The sequence below is a fragment of the Streptococcus parasanguinis genome, assembly GCF_001073155.1.
Lineage (GTDB): Bacteria > Bacillota > Bacilli > Lactobacillales > Streptococcaceae > Streptococcus > Streptococcus parasanguinis_D.
This window is the reverse complement of sequence record NZ_JVEE01000025.1, coordinates 46,494-64,995: the sequence shown is the minus strand read 5'-3', so window position 1 is coordinate 64,995 and position 18,502 is coordinate 46,494. Positions and strand designations below refer to the sequence as shown.

Here is an 18,502-nt window from a genome sequence, read left to right as displayed (position 1 = left end):
TCGACTCGCAAATTCGCTACTAGTTGGTGAGACCCCAGCAAAAAAGCCATTGGACCTTGCACATCCAATTGGCTCCTTTTTCTTATTCAATTCCTTCAAAGGCTAGGCTTGGTTTGGCATTAAGATCCCAGCCTGCGAAGTTTTCTTTGTTCCATTCACTGACACTGGCATAGGCGATCATCCCTGCATTGTCCCCGCAGAGGCGCAGAGGCGGAATGATGACCTTAACATCTGTGATGTCAGAAGCCAGGCGTTCACGAAGACCTTGGTTGGCTGCGACCCCACCAGCAACGACTAGAGTCTTGACTGGATATTTCTCCAAAGCCTTCTTGGTCTTGGCCATGAGAATGTCTAAGACAGCTGCTTGGAAACTCGCTGACAGGTCCGCATTGGAGAGGCTTTCTCCTTTTTGCTCGGCATTATGGTGCAGATTGATAAAGGCCGATTTGAGTCCTGAAAAGGAGAATTCCAGATTGTCTTCCTTGATCATGGCTCGTGGGAAATCGTAGATATCAGATCCTTGGTGGGCTAGTTGATCAATCTCACGTCCTGCTGGATAGGTCAAGCCCATGACGCGCCCGACCTTGTCATAAGCTTCTCCGACAGCATCATCACGGGTCTCTCCGACGATCTTATAATCCCCCGCTTCACTGACGTAGACTAGCTCAGTATGTCCTCCACTCACCAACAAGGCCAAAAGTGGAAACTCTAAGGGCTCTACGCTTTGAGCGGCCATCAAGTGCCCTGCCATATGATTGACAGGAATCAAAGGGAGTCCATGCGCCCAGGCAAAGGCCTTGGCTGCAGCTAGGCCGACCAAGAGAGCCCCAACCAGGCCTGGACCGTAGGTAACAGCCACAGCTGTGACATCGGCTTCAGTGATGCCAGCTTCTTCCAGGGCTTCTTCAATACAAGCGGTGATGACTTCCACATGGTGGCGAGAGGCTACCTCCGGCACCACCCCACCAAAACGCTTGTGACTTTCGATTTGACTGGCAATGACATTGGACAAGAGTTGGTCGTCATTTTTCAAGACAGCCACGCTGGTCTCATCACAAGATGTCTCAAAAGCCAAAATATATCTATCTTTCATTCGGGTTCCTCTTCATGATCACAGCATCCTCTATGGGATCGTGATAGTAGTTTTTCCTCCGTGCAATTTCTTCAAAATGCATTTTTTTGTATAGGCCTTGGGCCGGTTGATTGGACACGCGCACTTCTAAGAAAATTTCTTTTTGGCCCGGCAACTGCGCGAGTAACTGCTGAGCTAAGCCTTGGCCTTGAAAGGCGCGCTTGACCGCAATCTGTAGTACCTCTGCTTCATAGAGAGTCTCTTGAATGGCGACAAATCCAAGGACTTGCCCCTCATCCACAGCTAGGAAATAGGAGGTCGATTCCTGCTCTAAATCAGCTTCAATCTGCTCCAACTTCCAGGGACTAGCTTCATAGACATCTTCCATCACAGCGAGAATGGCGGCCGCATCCTGGATGCTCCCTTTCCTGATTGTTCCTTTCATCATAGACGCTTGATGTAAGAGGTCGTTGTTTCCGTGTGGTCTTTGAGCCAATTCTCCTCTGCCTCGACCCGTTTGAGATAATGAGGAACAAAATCATGGAGGTTAGCAGGCGCTTGTTTGAGACCGAGACGTCCGATTTTCACTGCATCTGGCAAGGTTTCATAGTAAGTAGCCCTTGGCAGGCTAGAGGCAATCTGTTCCTTAAAGGCAGTGACTTCTCCGACAAAGGTGACCTGCTCACTCGTCGCTGCACGCTCTAGGACTTCCTCAAATGGAAAATGTCCTTCTGGTGCGACCAGCTGATCATCTTGGTAAAAACCTGCATAAACGTTGTTCCGACGGGCATCCATGATAGGCACTACCAAACCTTCTAGATCATCTGGCACTAGGGCTAAGAGGCTCGAAACCCCGACCAATTCAATCCCTAAAGTATGAGCCAAGGTCTTTGCGGTTGCGACCGCAATGCGCAGTCCAGTGTAGCTCCCAGGACCTTCTGCCACCACGATACGATCCAAATCCTTGGGTGTCAAGTCGATTTGTTGCATCAAAAAATCGATGACCGGCATCAAGGTAATACTATGATTCTTTTTAATGGTTAATGTTGTTTCTGCAAGTAGAGTCTCATCTTCTAAAATCGCTACAGAAAGAGCCTTACTCGAGGTATCAAATGCTAATAATTTCATTTCCTACTCCTCTTGAACTGGATTATATTATACTACAAATTCCCTTCAAATCCCAGCGAAACTCTCCTCTAGAGCGCAGGATTTTCCTATGCAAAACCGCTCAAAAGCTTCTCTATTATAGCCCTTTGCCTCTCTGACTTTTCCAGTCTATCTTTTACTTACAGGCAAATTTATGATATAATGATAATTAATTGTATCGAATCAGGTCCACTAGCTGCGAGTAGGAAACTCTAGTGATTGCACTCCTTCGTAGCTAACAAATAGACCGAAATAATGAAAGGAAAATTACTTCATGATTTACAAAGTTTTTTATCAGGAAACAAAAGACCGCAACCCTCGTCGTGAAACCACGCATGCACTTTATCTCGATATTGATGCACCAAATGAACGCGAAGGACGCATCCAAGCTCGTCAATTGGTTGAAGCAAACACAGATTTCAACATTGAATTTATCACACCACTTTCTGAGCAACACCTTGCTTACGAGAAAGAGTCAGGTGCTTTTGAACTAACGGAGTACTAATCCATGGCTTATACCTTAAAACCTGAAGAAGTTGGTGTATTTGCCATTGGTGGACTTGGAGAAATCGGAAAAAATACCTACGGGATCGAATACCAAGATGAAATCATCATTGTCGATGCCGGGATCAAATTTCCAGAAGATGACCTCCTTGGGATCGACTATGTCATTCCGGATTACTCTTATATCGTTGATAATATCGATCGTGTCAAAGCGGTCCTCATTACCCACGGACACGAAGACCACATCGGTGGGATTCCTTTCCTTTTGAAGCAAGCCAATGTCCCTATCTACGCTGGACCTTTGGCGCTTGCCTTGATCCGTGGAAAATTAGAAGAGCACGGTCTTCTTCGTGATGCCAAACTCTACGAAATCAACCAAAACACTGAGCTTCAATTTAAAAATCTTAAAGCAACCTTCTTCCGTACGACTCACTCGATTCCAGAACCTTTAGGGATTGTGATTCACACCCCTCAAGGAAAGATTGTCTGTACCGGAGACTTCAAATTTGACTTCACACCTGTTGGAGAACCGGCTGACCTCCATCGTATGGCGGCCCTTGGGGAAGAAGGCGTTCTCTGCCTGCTCTCAGACTCAACCAACGCGGAAATCCCAACCTTTACCAACTCTGAAAAAGTGGTTGGCCAATCCATCATGAAGATCATCGAAGGCATCCATGGGCGCATCATCTTTGCTTCCTTTGCTTCGAATATCTTCCGTCTCCAACAAGCTGCTGAGGCCGCTGTTAAGACCGGTCGTAAGATCGTCGTCTTTGGACGCTCGATGGAAAAAGCCATCGTCAACGGAATTGAGCTTGGCTACATCAAGGTCCCTGCTGGAACCATTATCGAGCCAAATGAGATCAAAGACTATGCGGCCAATGAAATCCTAATCATGTGTACAGGAAGCCAAGGAGAGCCAATGGCAGCCCTCTCTCGGATCGCCAACGGAACGCACCGCCAAGTGCAACTCCAACCAGGAGATACTGTGATCTTCTCTTCTAGTCCAATTCCTGGAAATACAACCAGTGTGAATAAATTGATCAATACGATTTCTGAAGCGGGTGTAGAGGTCATTCACGGGAAGATCAACAATATCCATACTTCTGGACACGGGGGGCAACAAGAACAAAAACTCATGCTCCGCTTGATCAAACCAAAATACTTCATGCCTGTCCATGGTGAATACCGGATGCAGAAGATCCACGCAGGACTCGCGCGTGATTGTGGAGTAGAAAAAGACAATATCTTCATCATGAGTAATGGTGATGTCCTCGCTCTTACAGCTAACTCTGCTCGGATCGCAGGAAGCTTCAATGCTCAAGATATCTATGTCGATGGAAACCGTATCGGTGAAATCGGGGCTGCTGTCCTTCGTGACCGGAGAGACCTTTCCGAAGACGGTGTCGTGCTTGCTGTTGCGACTGTTGACTTCAAATCGAAGATGATCCTGGCTGGACCAGACATCTTGAGCCGTGGTTTTATCTACATGCGTGAATCAGGAGATCTGATCCGTGAAAGCCAACGCATCCTCTTCAATGCAATTCGCATCGCCTTGAAGAACAAAGATGCCAATATCCAAACCGTCAATGGTGCGATTGTTAATGCCCTCCGCCCATTCTTATACGAGAGCACGGAACGTGAACCTATCATTATCCCAATGATTCTCACACCAGATGACGAAAATTAAAAAAACAACCAGTTGAAACCTCTGTTTCAACTGGTTTTATAGTGACTTTTTGAGGATCAAAAAGAGAGTGGGACAGAAATCGGTAATTCGTTAGAATTCGATTTCGTCGTCCCACCTCCGCACAGTTGAGTAGGGCTGTAAAAGCTGATGAAATCAGCGTAGTAGAGCCCACTCAACCACTGCGTCTTGCTCGACAAGCCAAAAATAATTGAGAGGCTAGGACTTGTGTCCTAGCCTCTTTACTCTTGTTTCTTAATAAAGATCTAAATAGTTGTCTACTTCCCATTGGGATACGAAGGTCGCATAGCTTGCCCATTCGATTCGTTTGGCTTCAAGGAAGCTGGTGTAAATATGTTCACCCAAAGCAGCTTTCACCACTTCGTCTTCTGTCAAGGCTTTCAAAGCATTGTGAAGGGTAGAAGGGAGATCTGTGATTCCAGCTGCTCTACGTTCTTCCGGTGTCATCACATAGATATTTTCTTCGATCGGAGCAGGTGCTTCGATTTTATTTTCAATCCCGTGAAGGCCAACTTCAAGCAAGACTGCCAAGGCTACATAAGGATTAGCCATTGGGTCTACGGAACGCAATTCTAAACGAGTTCCCATACCACGTGATGCTGGCACACGTACCAATGGGGAACGGTTGCGACCTGCCCAAGCGATATAAACAGGTGCTTCATATCCAGGAACCAAACGTTTATAAGAGTTGACGGTTGGGTTTGTCACCGCTGTAAAGTTATATGCATGCTTGATCAAGCCACCCAAGAAGTGATAAGCTGTTTCTGACAATTGCATGCCCTTTGGATCTTCTGGATCAAAGAAGGCATTGTTGCCATCTTGGTCAAAGAGAGACATATTACAGTGCATACCTGATCCGGCAATTCCAAATTTTGGTTTGGCCATAAAGGTTGCATACAAGCCGTGTTTACGAGCGATAGTCTTCACAACGAGTTTAAAGATTTGGATCTTGTCACAAGCGCGGAGCACTTCGTCATACTTAAAGTCGATTTCATGCTGACCAACGGCTACTTCGTGGTGACTGGCTTCTACTTCAAAACCCATCTTGGTCAAGACATTTACGATTTCACGACGAGTATTATCTGCAAGATCTGTTGGAGCCAAGTCAAAATAGCCACCTTTGTCGTTTACTTCCAGAGTTGGATCTCCATTTTCGTCCAACTTAAAGAGGAAGAATTCTGGTTCTGGTCCAAGGTTAAAGGATTTGAAGCCAAGTTCTTCCATATGACGAAGGGCCCGTTTCAAGTTGCCACGTGGGTCTCCTGCAAATGGTTCTCCTTCTGTCGTATAGACATCACAGATCAAGCCAGCTACGCTACCATTTTCATCTCCCCAAGGGAAGACTGTCCATGTATCCAAATCTGGGTAAAGATACATATCTGACTCGTTGATACGGACAAATCCTTCGATAGAAGAACCATCAAACATGGCTTTGTTTGAAAGAACCTTGTCCAGTTGCTCATCGGTAGCTGGAATTTCGACGTTCTTCATGGTTCCCAAAATATCAGAGAACATCAAGCGAATAAAAGTAACATTTTTTTCTTTTACTTCACGGCGAATATCTGCAGCAGTAATTGACATTTTTGTCTCCTTAAAATAGATTACAAGCTTATGAAATGATCAACGAAATTGACCATATGGCGATGGGGAAGATGTGAAGCGACTTTGCTGAATAATGTCACGATGAAGAGCCTTACGGATCTCTTCTTGACTGACAACCTTGGTTTGCTCTTGCTCTTTTTCCGCATATTTCTTCTTAATATCCGCAATATTGAAGCCATCTGAGATATAATCTTTGATCTCAAGCAGGCGGTCCATATCGTCCAACGAATACATGCGGCGATTGCCTTCTGTCCGATCAGGAGAAATCAATCCCTGATCTTCATAATAACGAATCTGGCGAGCTGTCAAGTCGGTCAGCTTCATAACACTTCCAATCGGAAAGACTGCCAGCGAGCGTCGTAATTCCTTTTCCTTCATACCATTCCTCTTTCTATTCTATTATATCGAAAAAAAAATCTATGTCAAGATTAAATGTTACATAATCTTACATAGGTTTTTTGTGTTTCTTGAGAAAATCGCGAATGCGATCCACATCCGAATTGACCAAAATCGCAACGAAAACGCCAATAAAGGTCTCAAATATTCGGGCAAAAACATACAAGAAGGTTTCACCGTTAGGAATCGAGAGGGTAATGATCAGCATTGCCGAAACTCCTCCGATAATTCCTGCTTTGTTATTCATAGCGACATTTGTCATAATGGTTAACATGGTCGCAATGGGTACAAAAATAAGAGTCACCCAATACGCCCCATGAAAGAGCGTTTTTAAAAGGAAGAACAATACGGCATAAAAACCTCCGATACTGTTGCCCATGACACGCGAAGCCCCAAAGTGGACACTCTTATCAAAGTCTTCCCTCAAACTAAAAACAGCTGTCAAGGTCCCGATCTGAAGACCGCGCCAGCCAAATATTCCAAAAATAAGTAGCACAATAAAAACGGCAATCCCTGTTTTAAAGGTTCTCATCCCCAAACGGAATTTGGACCAATCAAATTTGTGTCGTTTAAAGTAATCCATGGTCACCTATCTTTCTATTTCTATTATTCTACCATATTTTCAGAAAGGAGAGAACAGATATCAATAGAAAGAAAAAAGAGAGTGGGACAGAAATCGGTAATTCGTTAGAATTCAATTTCGTCGTCCCACCTCCGCACAGTTGAGTAGGGCTATAAAAGCTGATGAAATCAGCGTAGTAGAGCCCACTCAACCACTGCGTCTTGCTCAACAATCCAAAAATAATTGAGAGGCTAGGACTTTTGTCCCAGCCTCTTTCATTCTATTTAGATTATTTGTCTGTAAGAGCAGCCAATCCTGGAAGTTCTTTACCTTCAAGGAGTTCCATAGAAGCACCACCACCAGTAGAGATCCATGAGAATTTGTCTGCACGTCCAAGGTTGATCGCAGCAGCTGCTGAGTCACCACCACCGATGATTGATTTAACGCCTGGTTGTTTCACGATAGCGTCCATCACACCGATTGTACCAGCTTGGAAGTCAGGGTTTTCAAATACACCCATAGGTCCGTTCCATACAACTGTTTTCGCACCAGTCAATTCTTGGTCGAATTTAGCGATTGATTTAGGACCGATATCCAAACCAAGGAATCCTGGGTCAACTGCTTCACCTTCAGTGTCTTTCACTTCAGTGTAGTCAGCAAATGCGTTCGCTTCTTTTGAGTCAACTGGCAAGATCAATTTACCGTTTGATTTTTCAAGAAGAGCTTTCGCCACATCCAATTTGTCTTCTTCTACAAGTGAGTTACCGATTTCGATACCTTGTGCTTTGTAGAATGTGTAAGTCATCCCACCACCGATAAGAACTTTATCAGCTTTTTCAAGCAAGTTTTCGATAACACCGATCTTGTCTGAAACTTTTGAACCACCAAGGATGGCTACGAATGGACGTTCTGGAGCTTCAACTGCTTCTTTGATGTAAGCAATTTCGTTTTCAAGAAGGAAACCAGCAACAGCTTTTTCAACGTTTGCTGAGATACCAACGTTAGATGCGTGTGCACGGTGAGCAGTACCAAATGCATCGTTTACGAAGATACCATCTCCAAGTGATGCCCAGTATTTACCAAGTTCAGGATCGTTTTTAGATTCTTTCTTGCCGTCAACATCTTCGAAACGAGTGTTTTCAACCAAGAGAACTTGTCCATCTTCAAGAGCGTTAACAGCTGCTTCCAATTCAGCACCACGTGTAACACCTGGGATAAATTTAACTTCTTGACCCAATTTAGCAGCCAAGTCAGCAGCTACAGGAGCAAGTGATTTACCTTCTTTATCTGCTTCTTCTTTTACACGTCCAAGGTGAGAGAAGAGGATTGCACGTCCACCTTGTTCAAGGATGTACTTGATAGTTGGAAGAGCTGCAGTGATACGGTTATCGTTAGTGATCACGCCGTCTTTTACAGGAACGTTGAAGTCAACACGAACGAGAACTTTTTTCCCTTTCAAGTCAACGTCTTTAACAGTCAATTTTGCCATTAGATATGACTCCTTCTTTTTTTAATACATGATAATTATATCACAAAAGCTGTAAAAGAGGTAGAAAAATTCGATGATTTCACCTCTTATTGAGCTGGATTCCCTATACTTTGCATGATTTGTATCTCCATAAGTACAAAAAAAGAGGAGGTTTCCCTCCTCTCATCATACGCATGAATTATTTAGCAATTTTTGCGAAGTATTCAAGAGTACGAACAAGTTGTGCAGTGTAAGACATTTCGTTGTCATACCATGAAACAACTTTAACCAATTGTTTACCGTCAACGTCAATAACTTTAGTTTGAGTTGCGTCAAACAATGATCCGTAAGACATACCTACAACGTCTGAAGAAACGATTGGATCTTCAGTGTAACCGTATGATTCGTTTGAAGCTGCTTTCATAGCTGCGTTCACTTCATCAACAGTAACGTTCTTGTCAAGAACAACTACCAATTCAGTAACTGATCCAGTTGGAACAGGAACACGTTGTGCAGCTCCGTCCAATTTACCGTTCAATTCAGGGATAACCAAACCGATTGCTTTAGCAGCACCAGTTGAGTTAGGAACGATGTTAGCAGCACCAGCGCGTGCACGACGAAGGTCACCTTTACGGTGTGGACCGTCAAGGATCATTTGGTCACCAGTGTAAGCGTGGATAGTAGTCATCAATCCTTCAACAACACCGAAGTTATCTTGAAGAGCTTTAGCCATTGGAGCCAAGCAGTTTGTGGTACATGAAGCACCTGAGATAACTGTTTCAGTACCATCAAGAATATCGTGGTTAGTGTTAAATACGACTGTTTTAACATCTGATCCACCAGGAGCAGTGATAACAACTTTCTTAGCACCACCAGCATGCAAGTGTTTTTCAGCAGCTGCTTTAGTAGCAAAGAAACCAGTTGCTTCAAGAACGATTTCTACACCGTCGTTAGCCCAGTCGATTTGTTCTGGATCGCGTTCAGCGGAAACTTTAATGAATTTACCGTTAACTTCGAATCCACCTTCTTTAACTTCCACAGTACCGTCGAAACGACCTTGAGTTGTATCGTATTTCAACAAGTGTGCAAGCATAACTGGATCTGTAAGGTCGTTGATGCGTGTAACTTCAACACCTTCTACGTTTTGGATACGACGGAAAGCAAGACGTCCGATACGACCGAAACCGTTAATACCAACTTTAACTACCATTCGTGATTTCCTCCTTATGAAAATCAAAAAATTTTTTTGTGAAAAGAGTAACTTGACACAGCGCCAAACATCTTTTAACAGTCTCTATTATATACTTTATTGCATTAAAAAGCAACTATTTCCCCACGAAAAGCAAGATTTATCATAGATCACTACCTCTTTTATTAAAGTTTTTCACAAAGTCCTGATCAGCACTTTTTTTTACTTGTACTCACTTTTGGAACAAAGAAAAACTCTTCCCGAATGGGAAGAGTTTTTCAGCTTTGGTAAATTAAGCTTCACCTTTAGCTTTTTTAATGATTTCTTCTTGTACTGATTTTGGTACATCTTCGTAGTGGTCAAATACCATCATGAAGGTACCACGTCCTTGAGTTGCAGAACGAAGGACAGTAGCGTAACCGAACATTTCAGCAAGTGGCACATAAGCACGAACGATTTGGCTTGCACCGTGTGCTTCCATACCATCTACACGTCCACGACGAGCAGTTACGTGACCCATAACATCCCCAAGGTTTTCTTCAGGAACTGTGATGGTTACAAGCATCATTGGTTCAAGGATAGCTGGTTGTGCAGTCTTAGCAGCTTCTTTAAGTGCAAGAGATGCAGCGATCTTGAAGGCAGTTTCAGATGAGTCGACATCGTGGTATGAACCATCGTAAAGCTTAGCTTTCACGTCAACCATCGGGTAACCAGCAAGAACACCGTTCGCCATAGATTCTTGAAGTCCTTTTTCTACTGCAGGGATGAATTCACGTGGAACCACACCACCGACGATCGCATTTTCGAACTCGAATCCTTTACCTTCTTCGTTTGGAGTAAATTCGATCCAAACATCACCAAACTGACCTTTACCACCAGATTGACGTTTGAAGAATCCACGTGCTTGTGTAGAAGCGCGGAATGTTTCACGGTAAGATACTTGAGGGGCACCAACGTTAGCTTCAACCTTGAATTCACGTTTCATACGGTCAACAAGGACATCCAAGTGCAACTCACCCATACCAGAGATAACTGTTTCACCAGTTTCAGGGTTTGTTTCAACGCGGAATGTTGGATCTTCTTCAGCCAATTTTTGAAGGGCGATACCCATCTTGTCTTGGTCTGCTTTAGATTTAGGCTCAACCATCAATTGGATAACTGGTTCTGGAACTTCGATTGATTCAAGGATGATTTTTGCTTTTTCATCTGTCAATGAGTCACCAGTTGTTGTATCTTTCAAACCAACGGCAGCAGCGATATCTCCAGAGTAAACTGTTTCGATTTCTTTACGAGTGTTGGCGTGCATTTGAAGGATACGTCCGATACGTTCACGTTTACCTTTAGAAGTGTTCAATACGTATGAACCTGAGTTCAAGACACCTGAATAAACACGGAAGAATGTCAAACGACCTACAAATGGGTCAGTCATGATCTTGAAGGCAAGAGCTGCAAATGGCTCTTCATCAGATGCTGGACGTTCTTCTTCTTCATCTGTATCTGGGTTTACACCCTTGATTGCAGGGATATCAAGTGGGCTTGGAAGGTAGTCAAGGACTGCATCCAACATCAATTGAACCCCTTTGTTCTTGAAGGCAGAACCACAAAGTACTGGGTAGAATTCAACGTTGATTGTTGCTTTACGGATACCAGCTTTCAATTCTTCGTTTGTGATTTCTTCCCCTTCAAGGTATTTCATCATCAAGTCTTCATCAGTTTCAGCAACTGCTTCAACCAATTTTTCACGGTATTCTTGAGCTTGTTCAAGGTATTCAGCTGGAATATCTTCTTCAAGGATATCTGTACCAAGGTCGTTCGTATAGATTTCAGCTTTCATCTTGATCAAGTCAATGATTCCGCGGAAGTCATCTTCAGCACCGATTGGCAATTGAATTGGGTGAGCGTTTGCTTGAAGACGGTCATGAAGTGTGCTTACTGAGTAAAGGAAGTCAGCACCGATTTTATCCATCTTGTTTGCGAATACGATACGTGGAACTCCGTATTCAGTTGCTTGACGCCAAACTGTTTCAGTTTGAGGCTCAACACCTGATTGTGAGTCAAGAACGGTTACAGCACCGTCCAAAACGCGGAGTGAACGTTGAACTTCGATAGTGAAGTCCACGTGTCCTGGTGTGTCGATGATGTTTACACGAGTGTCTTTCCATTGAGCTGTTGTAGCGGCAGATGTGATAGTGATACCACGTTCTTGCTCTTGCTCCATCCAGTCCATTTGTGACGCACCTTCGTGAGTTTCACCAATTTTGTGAATCTTACCAGTGTAGTAAAGGATACGCTCAGTTGTAGTTGTTTTACCAGCATCGACGTGAGCCATGATACCGATATTACGAGTTTTTTCAAGTGAAAATTCGCGTGCCATGAGGTTTGTTTCTCCTATATTTTTTATTTCTATATTCTATTATAACATGATTTAATAAAAACGGATAGGCAGGACCTACCCGTTCTCAGTGTTTTCATGCTATGTTTTGGTTCCAACTTATAAGAAGAGTTGAATTGAACCCGGGCTAAAGTTAGTTAGCCGATTTGAGCTCAATTGAACCTGGGGTAAAAGCTCAAGTTAACTGACTTGTGTTCATCGAACACTGCATCAGTTTCCTATTTTTGCCTTGGGCCTTTGCCGCTCTTAGTATCATAATTGAACCTGGGCTAAAAGCTCGGAAAATAGATAAGCCTTCCTAGAATCTTTGATTCTTCGTCAAGCTTCCTAATTTTCAGTCGCTTTTTTAACGCCCTTAATATCTTGATCTTACCAGCGGAAGTGTGCGAATGCACGGTTAGCTTCAGCCATACGGTGAGTATCTTCACGTTTCTTAACAGCTGCACCAGTGTTGTTCGCTGCATCCAAGATTTCTTTTGCAAGACGATCAACCATTGTGTGTTCACCACGTTGACGAGCGATTGTTACCAACCAACGAAGTCCAAGTGTTGTACGACGTTCTGGACGAACTTCAACTGGGACTTGGTAGTTAGAACCACCAACACGGCGAGCACGTACTTCAAGTACAGGCATGATGTTTTCCATAGCTGTTTCGAATACTTCAAGAGCATCGTTTCCAGTAGCTTCTTTAATTTGTTCGAAAGCTCCGTAAACGATTGAAGCAGCTGTACCACGTTTACCATCAAGCATAACGCGGTTGATAAGACGAGTAACTAATTGTGAATTGTAAAGCGGATCTGGCAATACATCGCGTTTAGGCGCACGGTTTTTACGACTCATTTTTCTTTATCCCCTTTCCTTATGCTTTTGGTTTTTTAGTACCGTATTTAGAACGGCCTTGTTTACGATCGTTTACACCTGCAGTATCAAGTGCTCCACGGACGATATGGTAACGTACCCCTGGAAGGTCTTTTACACGTCCACCACGAAGAAGAACCACGCTGTGTTCTTGCAAGTTGTGTCCGATACCTGGGATATAAGCAGTTACTTCGATCAAGTTGCTCAAACGTACACGAGCAAATTTACGAAGGGCTGAGTTAGGTTTTTTAGGTGTCATTGTTCCAACACGAGTTGCAACACCACGTTTTTGTGGTGAAGAAACGTTTGTTTGAACTTTTTTATGACTGTTGTAACCAACGTTCAAAGCTGGTGATTTAGATTTTTCTACTTTTGATTTACGCGGTTTGCGAACCAATTGGTTAATTGTAGGCATCTACATTCTCCTGTGAAATTTTTTATTTTTGGTGATGGTACACTTGGTGACAGCTACCATCTGTGTGTACTTTTGCAACATTTGTCAGCACGTCCCTGTACACTCTTGAGAGACCAAAAGTAAAAAGTACCGTCTATTATTATAACATGACGGCACTTTGATTGCAAGATGTTTTTTTATTTTTTAAAGAAGTCGAAAAAGTTCATTATTGACCAGCTTCAGCAGGTACTTCTGCCCCTGCATCTGCAGCCGGAGCATACTGTTGTTGCTGTTGTGGTTGAACTGTCGCATTGGCTCCAGCTACTCCAGCGTTGGCATTAGCGTCTGTTTGAGTCTGCTGTGTTGCCGTTGTGTCGCTCTCATAGGTCAGTCCATAATAGTTAGCGATGTATTGGATACGGGCCTCAAGCGATTGCTTTTGAGTCGCATCTTTGACTTTCTTCACAGCAGCCTGGGCAGCGTTCACAGAATCTTGACTTGGAGTTGTTTCCATTTGAACGACTGCTTTTTCAGCAGCTTCTGTATTTTTCTTTTCTTCCTTCTTTTCTTTTTCTTCCTTTGTTTCCTTTTTCACTGGAAGGGAACCTGTTTTTTTAGCAGGTTGAACTTCTGTCGTTACCTGGGCAGCCGTATTCTTTTTAACGGTATACAAGCCAGCTACCAAAATAAAGGATAGAGACAGAACTGTCACCAAGCGAATCCACAAAGGACTATTATCAAATCGATCTAAAATTCTTTTCACTTTTTGATCCTCCTTTGTTGCTCTTAATCAAAGATATTCCCAACTTCGACACTCAATTTATTTTCTTTTACATCGATGTTGGTCACGCGCAATAAGGATTTGTGTTCAAAGAATTCACGGTCGGTTGCAGCATTATCCGCAAAGACAGCTACTCCTGCTAATTCAGAATCAAATTCAGACAAGAGGCTGACCATCCCGTTAATCGTTCCGCCACCTTTAAGGAAGTCATCGACAATCAAGACCCGGCTTCCTGCTTTTAGGCTCCGTTTTGAAAGGAACATTTTCTCAATGCGATCCCCACTTGAGCCTGAAACATAGTTGACACTAACGGTTGACCCTTCTGTGATTTTCAAATCACGACGGACAATGACGAATGGAACATTCAAGACATTGGCCACTGCATTCGCTAAAGGAACTCCCTTGGTCGCTACGGTCATGACAGCATCAATCTTCTTATCTCGGAAGGCTTTGGCAATGATGCGTCCGATGCGATTCAAAATCTTCGGATTGCTCAAAAGATCAGACAGGTAAATGTAGCCACCAGGAAGGATACGATCACTTTCAGACAGTTGCTTGCAAAGATCCTCGACGATTTCTTTGGATTCTTGATCTGAAATAGACGGTGTAAAGATAACGCCTCCTCCAGCTCCTGTAATGGTCTCAATATTTCCGATTTCCATCTCTTCAAACGCACGCTTAATGATCACGATATCTTCTGAGATGGAAGACTTGGCAGACTCATACTTTTCCGCAAACGTATTGAGGCTAGTCAATTCATAGGGATGGTTGATCAAGTAATTAGAAATCACGACCATCCGTTCACTTCTTCTTAATTTCATTTTCTCACCATGTAGTTTTTTCTATCATTATACCATAAGAACAGAAAAAAACGAACATTCTGATTTACAGAAGGCCGTTTTTTCCTGATTATTTCATTTTTGGCAGAATCATTCCCGTATTTCTCACTGTTTTTACTAGTCGAGATTCGGTTTATAGAAGGAACGATTTTCCATAGCAAAGATTTTATTGGTCATTTCGCCAGGACCAATTAAGCCAAGTGCTGTTGTCATCATCATCATTTCCGCATCCAAATTATCGATCATATGAATAATCTCTGCTTCCATGATCTTTGGACGAACAGGACTACCGTATTCCAGCAAGCCATGATGACTCAAGATCACATGGCGAAGGACGATCACTTCTTCTTTTTGGTCATCAATCTTCAAGTCTTGCAAGACCTTGGTGATTTCTTCATCGATCAGTGCAATGTGGCCGATAAGGTTGCCCCGAACAGTGTATTCTGTATTTTCAGGTCCCGTCAACTCGATCACTTTGGCCAAATCGTGTAACATAATCCCTGCAAAGAGCAAGCTCTTATTCAACTGAGGATAGATATCGCCGATACTATCTGCCAAGCGGACCATGGTTGCCGTATGATAAGCAAGGCCTGCTTCAAAGGCATGGTGGTTGGTCTTAGCAGCTGGATAGCTATAAAACTCTTTCTCATATTTCCCATAGAGGGCACGGACAATCCGTTGCCAGACTGGATTTTCAATTTTGAAAATCATGTTTGACAGGTATTCATGCAATTCCTTGGGATCTACTGGTGGTTTTTCCTTAAAGTCTGCTGGATTGTTGGGCTCTCCTGCTTGGGGCAAGCGCATGTTTAATTGGTTGACTTGCGGAGTATTATTGTAAACTTCTCGACGTCCAGCCATATGGACCACGCGCCCAGCCATAAAACTCTCTACATTGTGAGGTTGGGCATCCCATAGTTTACCTTCGATTGTACCGGTCTCATCCTGGAAGACAAAGGCGAGGTAGTTTTTCCCGGCCCGTGTTTGACGCACTTCTGCTGACTTGATCAAATAGAATCCTTCGAACAATTCATCTTTTTTCATTTGGTTAATTTTGACCATCATCTTCTCCATCTTCTATATATACATCTAGTCCCAGCAGGTCCTCATCGCTTTCGATTTGGCGGAGTGTCCGCTCGATGGCACTGGTCCGTCTGGTTAGCAAATCATCAATATTATTGGAAGCATTCTTTAAATGGCGCTGAGTCTTGGCCAGAATCCCTCCAAACTTATGGAATTCTGATTTGACCGATCCCAACACCTTGCTAATGTCATCTGCACTCTTTTGGATGTTAAGCGTTTTAAAGCCAACAGACAAGGAGTTCAAGAGGGCTGATAAGGTACTTGGACCAGCTACTAAAATTTGTTCGTCCCGACGCAAGCGATCGAAGAATTCTGGATTGCGAACCACTTCGGAATAGAGGCCTTCAGTTGGCAAAAAGAGAATTCCGAAATTCGTCGTCGCTGGCGGAAAAAGATATTTTTGTTGGATATCCTTAGCAAAACGCTTGATACTAGCAAGAAGAGCCTTGCGGTAACGCTCAATTTCCTCTTTCTCTCCTGATTCATAAGCTTCTTCCAGACGATAGTAGTCTTCCAGTGGGAATTTAGAGTCAATCGGCAGATAGACTGGCTCCTCTCCTTGTCCTGGAAGCTTAATGGCATACTCCACGCGCTCACTGGATTGGGGAACGGTGACAAACTCCCGCTCATACTGGGCCGGGGTCAAGATATCTTCAATGATTTGGCCCAGTTGCAATTCGCCCATAATCCCACGCGTCTTGGTATTGGAGAGAACTTTATTAAGAGTTCCGACATCCCGCGCCACCGTCTGCATTTCTCCCAGCCCTTTGTTGACCGACTCCAATTGTTTTGAAACGGTCTCAAAGGAGGTCTGCAAACGGTGTTGCAAGGTTTTCTCCAATTTTTCTTCTACCGTTTGGCGCATCTGTTCTAGCCGCACTTCATTGGACTCTTGGATCTGGCGCATGCGCTCATCTGTTTTGTCCCGATTTTTAGTAAAGTGCTCATTCATCTCAGCGCGCAGAGCCGTCGTCTGCTGGTGGATCTCCACTCGCATCTCGGTTAAGCGATCTGTCAGGGCGATCTCTAACTGCTGATTGGCAATCTGGCTTGCTTGTCTTTCTTTTTCAAAACGATAGTCCAACTGGTCTGTCAAATGATCCTCGTGGTCTTCCAGCATCTCTCGTAAAGCCGGTCTTGTGTCATCTGACCGTTGCAAGAAATAGATGAGGAGGCCTAGATTGAGCAGGCCAATCAGAAGCAGAATGATATTCATATTAACCTCTGTCTTTACTATAAACAATGACAAGATAGCCACGGTCAAGACTCACTTGAATCGGTTGATCCAAAAATTCATTGGAGCCATACATGGCCTTCAAAAAATAATTATCCTGATGGAGCGGATACTTGGCCCCTGTGATCTCTAAGTGGCCTTGTCCGACAGGCATAAAACCAACATAGGACATGGCTGGATCTGGCTGAATCTCATGGCAGCCAGCTGGTCTGTAGATTAAGCGGTTTTGACCATCGACTAATTGGATCTGATCCATGTAGGGAGCTAGGTCTGGATCGGTCGGTAAAAAGATATTAGACAAGAAGTGATCCAAGCGACCGCCAAAGGCACCATAAACGGTGATAATAGCCTCTGGATAGGCTTCAAAGACTGCTTTCAAGGCCAATTCCAAATCCGTATCGTTCTTTTCAGGGATGGATTGAATAACCTGCTTGGCTTGGATACGGATCTTATTCAAATCAGTCTCAGAGACGGAATCGAAATCCCCCACAGCTATATCTAATGGCAGGCCTTGTTCCAGTAACTTCAAACAGCCACCATCAACGCCTACATAAGCGTCATGATTTCTTGGCAAGAGCGTGCTGTCACCTCCTGCCAGTATTGCGATGTTACCCATTTACAGCATCTCGGAGCGTTTGAACACGCTCATTAACATCTCCATTAAAGACATAAGAGCCTGCTACAAAGACATTGGCCCCGGCTTCTTTTGCTTGGGAAATAGTTTGGCCATCAATTCCTCCATCGACTTCGATATCAAAGCCTAAGCCTTTTTCTTCACGAAGCGCGGCTAATTCGCGCACCTTGTCCATGGTTTCAGGCAAGAAGGCCTGGCCACCAAATCCTGGATTAACGGTCATGACCAAGACTTGATCTACCAAGTTCAAGACATGTTTGATACTGTCTACAGGAGTTCCTGGATTGATCACGACACTAGCCTTCACACCTGCTTGACGAATTTTTTGAAGAGCTCCGTGGATATGGTGAGTTGCTTCTACGTGGATGCTGATGATATCCGCACCTGCACGGGCGAATTCTTCGATATGGTGTTCGGGATTGGTGACCATCAAGTGGCAATCAAAGACCAACTTGCTATGTGGACGCATGCTCTCTACGACACCAGCTCCAAAGCTGATATTGGGCACAAAATGGCCATCCATGACATCGATATGGGCATAGTCAGCTCCAGCTGCTTCTAAGCGTTTTAATTCACTTTCAAAATTGGCATAATCGGCACTCAAAATTGAGGGTGCAATTTTCATTGTTTTCATCGTTTTAGT

Annotated in this window: 19 protein-coding genes; 2 read left to right on the top strand and 17 right to left on the bottom strand. The window is 43.8% G+C overall.

The genetic code is table 11. The features are described from left to right. Positions 1–82 precede the first annotated feature (82 nt). The 3 genes from tsaD to tsaB are packed head-to-tail and all read right to left on the bottom strand — an operon-like array spanning position 83 to position 2,200. Positions 83–1,093 (bottom strand): tRNA (adenosine(37)-N6)-threonylcarbamoyltransferase complex transferase subunit TsaD, encoded by a 1,011-nt coding sequence (gene tsaD, locus ADH92_RS03410; protein WP_049497113.1) that lies wholly within the window; start codon positions 1,091–1,093, stop codon positions 83–85. Next, a complete protein-coding gene (gene rimI / locus ADH92_RS03405; protein WP_049497112.1) occupies positions 1,083–1,520 on the bottom strand; it encodes a ribosomal protein S18-alanine N-acetyltransferase in 438 nt (145 codons plus the stop codon). The genes tsaD and rimI overlap by 11 nt, the downstream gene beginning before the upstream one ends. Beyond that, positions 1,517–2,200, bottom strand: coding sequence for a tRNA (adenosine(37)-N6)-threonylcarbamoyltransferase complex dimerization subunit type 1 TsaB (gene tsaB / locus ADH92_RS03400; RefSeq protein WP_049497109.1), 684 nt, complete (start codon positions 2,198–2,200; stop codon positions 1,517–1,519). The genes rimI and tsaB overlap by 4 nt, the downstream gene beginning before the upstream one ends. A gap of 292 nt (positions 2,201–2,492) precedes the next feature. Between tsaB and ADH92_RS03395 the strand changes: the two genes are divergently transcribed. Together ADH92_RS03395 and rnjA are read left to right on the top strand one after the other, a co-directional pair. Then, positions 2,493–2,723 (top strand): DNA-directed RNA polymerase subunit epsilon, encoded by a 231-nt coding sequence (locus tag ADH92_RS03395; protein ID WP_003008866.1) that lies wholly within the window; start codon positions 2,493–2,495, stop codon positions 2,721–2,723. Positions 2,724–2,726: 3 nt separating this feature from the next. Beyond that, complete coding sequence (gene rnjA / locus ADH92_RS03390; RefSeq protein WP_003003107.1) at positions 2,727–4,409, top strand: ribonuclease J1; 1,683 nt, start codon at positions 2,727–2,729, stop codon at positions 4,407–4,409. A gap of 252 nt (positions 4,410–4,661) precedes the next feature. On the opposite strand, the gene glnA is transcribed toward rnjA, so the two are convergent. The 14 genes from glnA to rpe form a co-directional block, all read right to left on the bottom strand. Continuing rightward, complete coding sequence (glnA, locus tag ADH92_RS03385; RefSeq protein ID WP_003016943.1) at positions 4,662–6,008, bottom strand: type I glutamate--ammonia ligase; 1,347 nt, start codon at positions 6,006–6,008, stop codon at positions 4,662–4,664. Positions 6,009–6,047: 39 nt separating this feature from the next. Next, positions 6,048–6,407 carry a MerR family transcriptional regulator gene (locus ADH92_RS03380; RefSeq protein WP_003012408.1) on the bottom strand — a complete coding sequence of 120 codons (360 nt, stop codon included), beginning with the start codon at positions 6,405–6,407 and terminating at the stop codon, positions 6,048–6,050. Between the two features lie 67 nt (positions 6,408–6,474). Then, positions 6,475–7,008, bottom strand: coding sequence for an FUSC family protein (locus tag ADH92_RS03375; protein WP_003008874.1), 534 nt, complete (start codon positions 7,006–7,008; stop codon positions 6,475–6,477). Between the two features lie 268 nt (positions 7,009–7,276). Further along, the gene (locus tag ADH92_RS03370; RefSeq protein ID WP_003002974.1) at positions 7,277–8,476 is read right to left on the bottom strand and encodes a phosphoglycerate kinase; all 1,200 of its coding nucleotides are present in this window, start codon (positions 8,474–8,476) and stop codon (positions 7,277–7,279) included. 178 nt (positions 8,477–8,654) lie between these two features. Next, the gene (gene gap / locus ADH92_RS03365; protein ID WP_023919220.1) at positions 8,655–9,665 is read right to left on the bottom strand and encodes a type I glyceraldehyde-3-phosphate dehydrogenase; all 1,011 of its coding nucleotides are present in this window, start codon (positions 9,663–9,665) and stop codon (positions 8,655–8,657) included. Positions 9,666–9,936: 271 nt separating this feature from the next. Beyond that, complete coding sequence (gene fusA / locus ADH92_RS03360; protein ID WP_003003071.1) at positions 9,937–12,018, bottom strand: elongation factor G; 2,082 nt, start codon at positions 12,016–12,018, stop codon at positions 9,937–9,939. 387 nt (positions 12,019–12,405) lie between these two features. Then, positions 12,406–12,876, bottom strand: coding sequence for a 30S ribosomal protein S7 (gene rpsG / locus ADH92_RS03355; RefSeq protein ID WP_003003105.1), 471 nt, complete (start codon positions 12,874–12,876; stop codon positions 12,406–12,408). Between the two features lie 19 nt (positions 12,877–12,895). Then, a complete protein-coding gene (rpsL, locus tag ADH92_RS03350; RefSeq protein WP_003003125.1) occupies positions 12,896–13,309 on the bottom strand; it encodes a 30S ribosomal protein S12 in 414 nt (137 codons plus the stop codon). Positions 13,310–13,514: 205 nt separating this feature from the next. After that, entirely contained in the window at positions 13,515–14,051 is a 537-nt protein-coding gene (locus ADH92_RS03345) for a hypothetical protein (RefSeq protein ID WP_049497105.1), read from the bottom strand. Positions 14,052–14,074: 23 nt separating this feature from the next. Continuing rightward, positions 14,075–14,890, bottom strand: a complete 816-nt coding sequence (gene purR, locus ADH92_RS03340) for a pur operon repressor (protein WP_037599408.1) — start codon at positions 14,888–14,890, stop codon at positions 14,075–14,077. Positions 14,891–15,025: 135 nt separating this feature from the next. Continuing rightward, the gene (locus tag ADH92_RS03335; RefSeq protein WP_049497103.1) at positions 15,026–15,970 is read right to left on the bottom strand and encodes a 3'-5' exoribonuclease YhaM family protein; all 945 of its coding nucleotides are present in this window, start codon (positions 15,968–15,970) and stop codon (positions 15,026–15,028) included. After that, positions 15,957–17,207 (bottom strand): DNA recombination protein RmuC, encoded by a 1,251-nt coding sequence (locus ADH92_RS03330; protein WP_049497101.1) that lies wholly within the window; start codon positions 17,205–17,207, stop codon positions 15,957–15,959. Before ADH92_RS03330 ends, ADH92_RS03335 begins: the two co-directional genes overlap by 14 nt. Before the next feature lies 1 nt (position 17,208). Then, a complete protein-coding gene (locus ADH92_RS03325; RefSeq protein WP_049497099.1) occupies positions 17,209–17,841 on the bottom strand; it encodes a thiamine diphosphokinase in 633 nt (210 codons plus the stop codon). After that, on the bottom strand, positions 17,834–18,493 hold the full coding sequence (gene rpe, locus ADH92_RS03320) for a ribulose-phosphate 3-epimerase (protein ID WP_049497097.1): 660 nt from the start codon (positions 18,491–18,493) through the stop codon (positions 17,834–17,836). Before rpe ends, ADH92_RS03325 begins: the two co-directional genes overlap by 8 nt. Between the last annotated feature and the right edge of the window lie 9 nt (positions 18,494–18,502).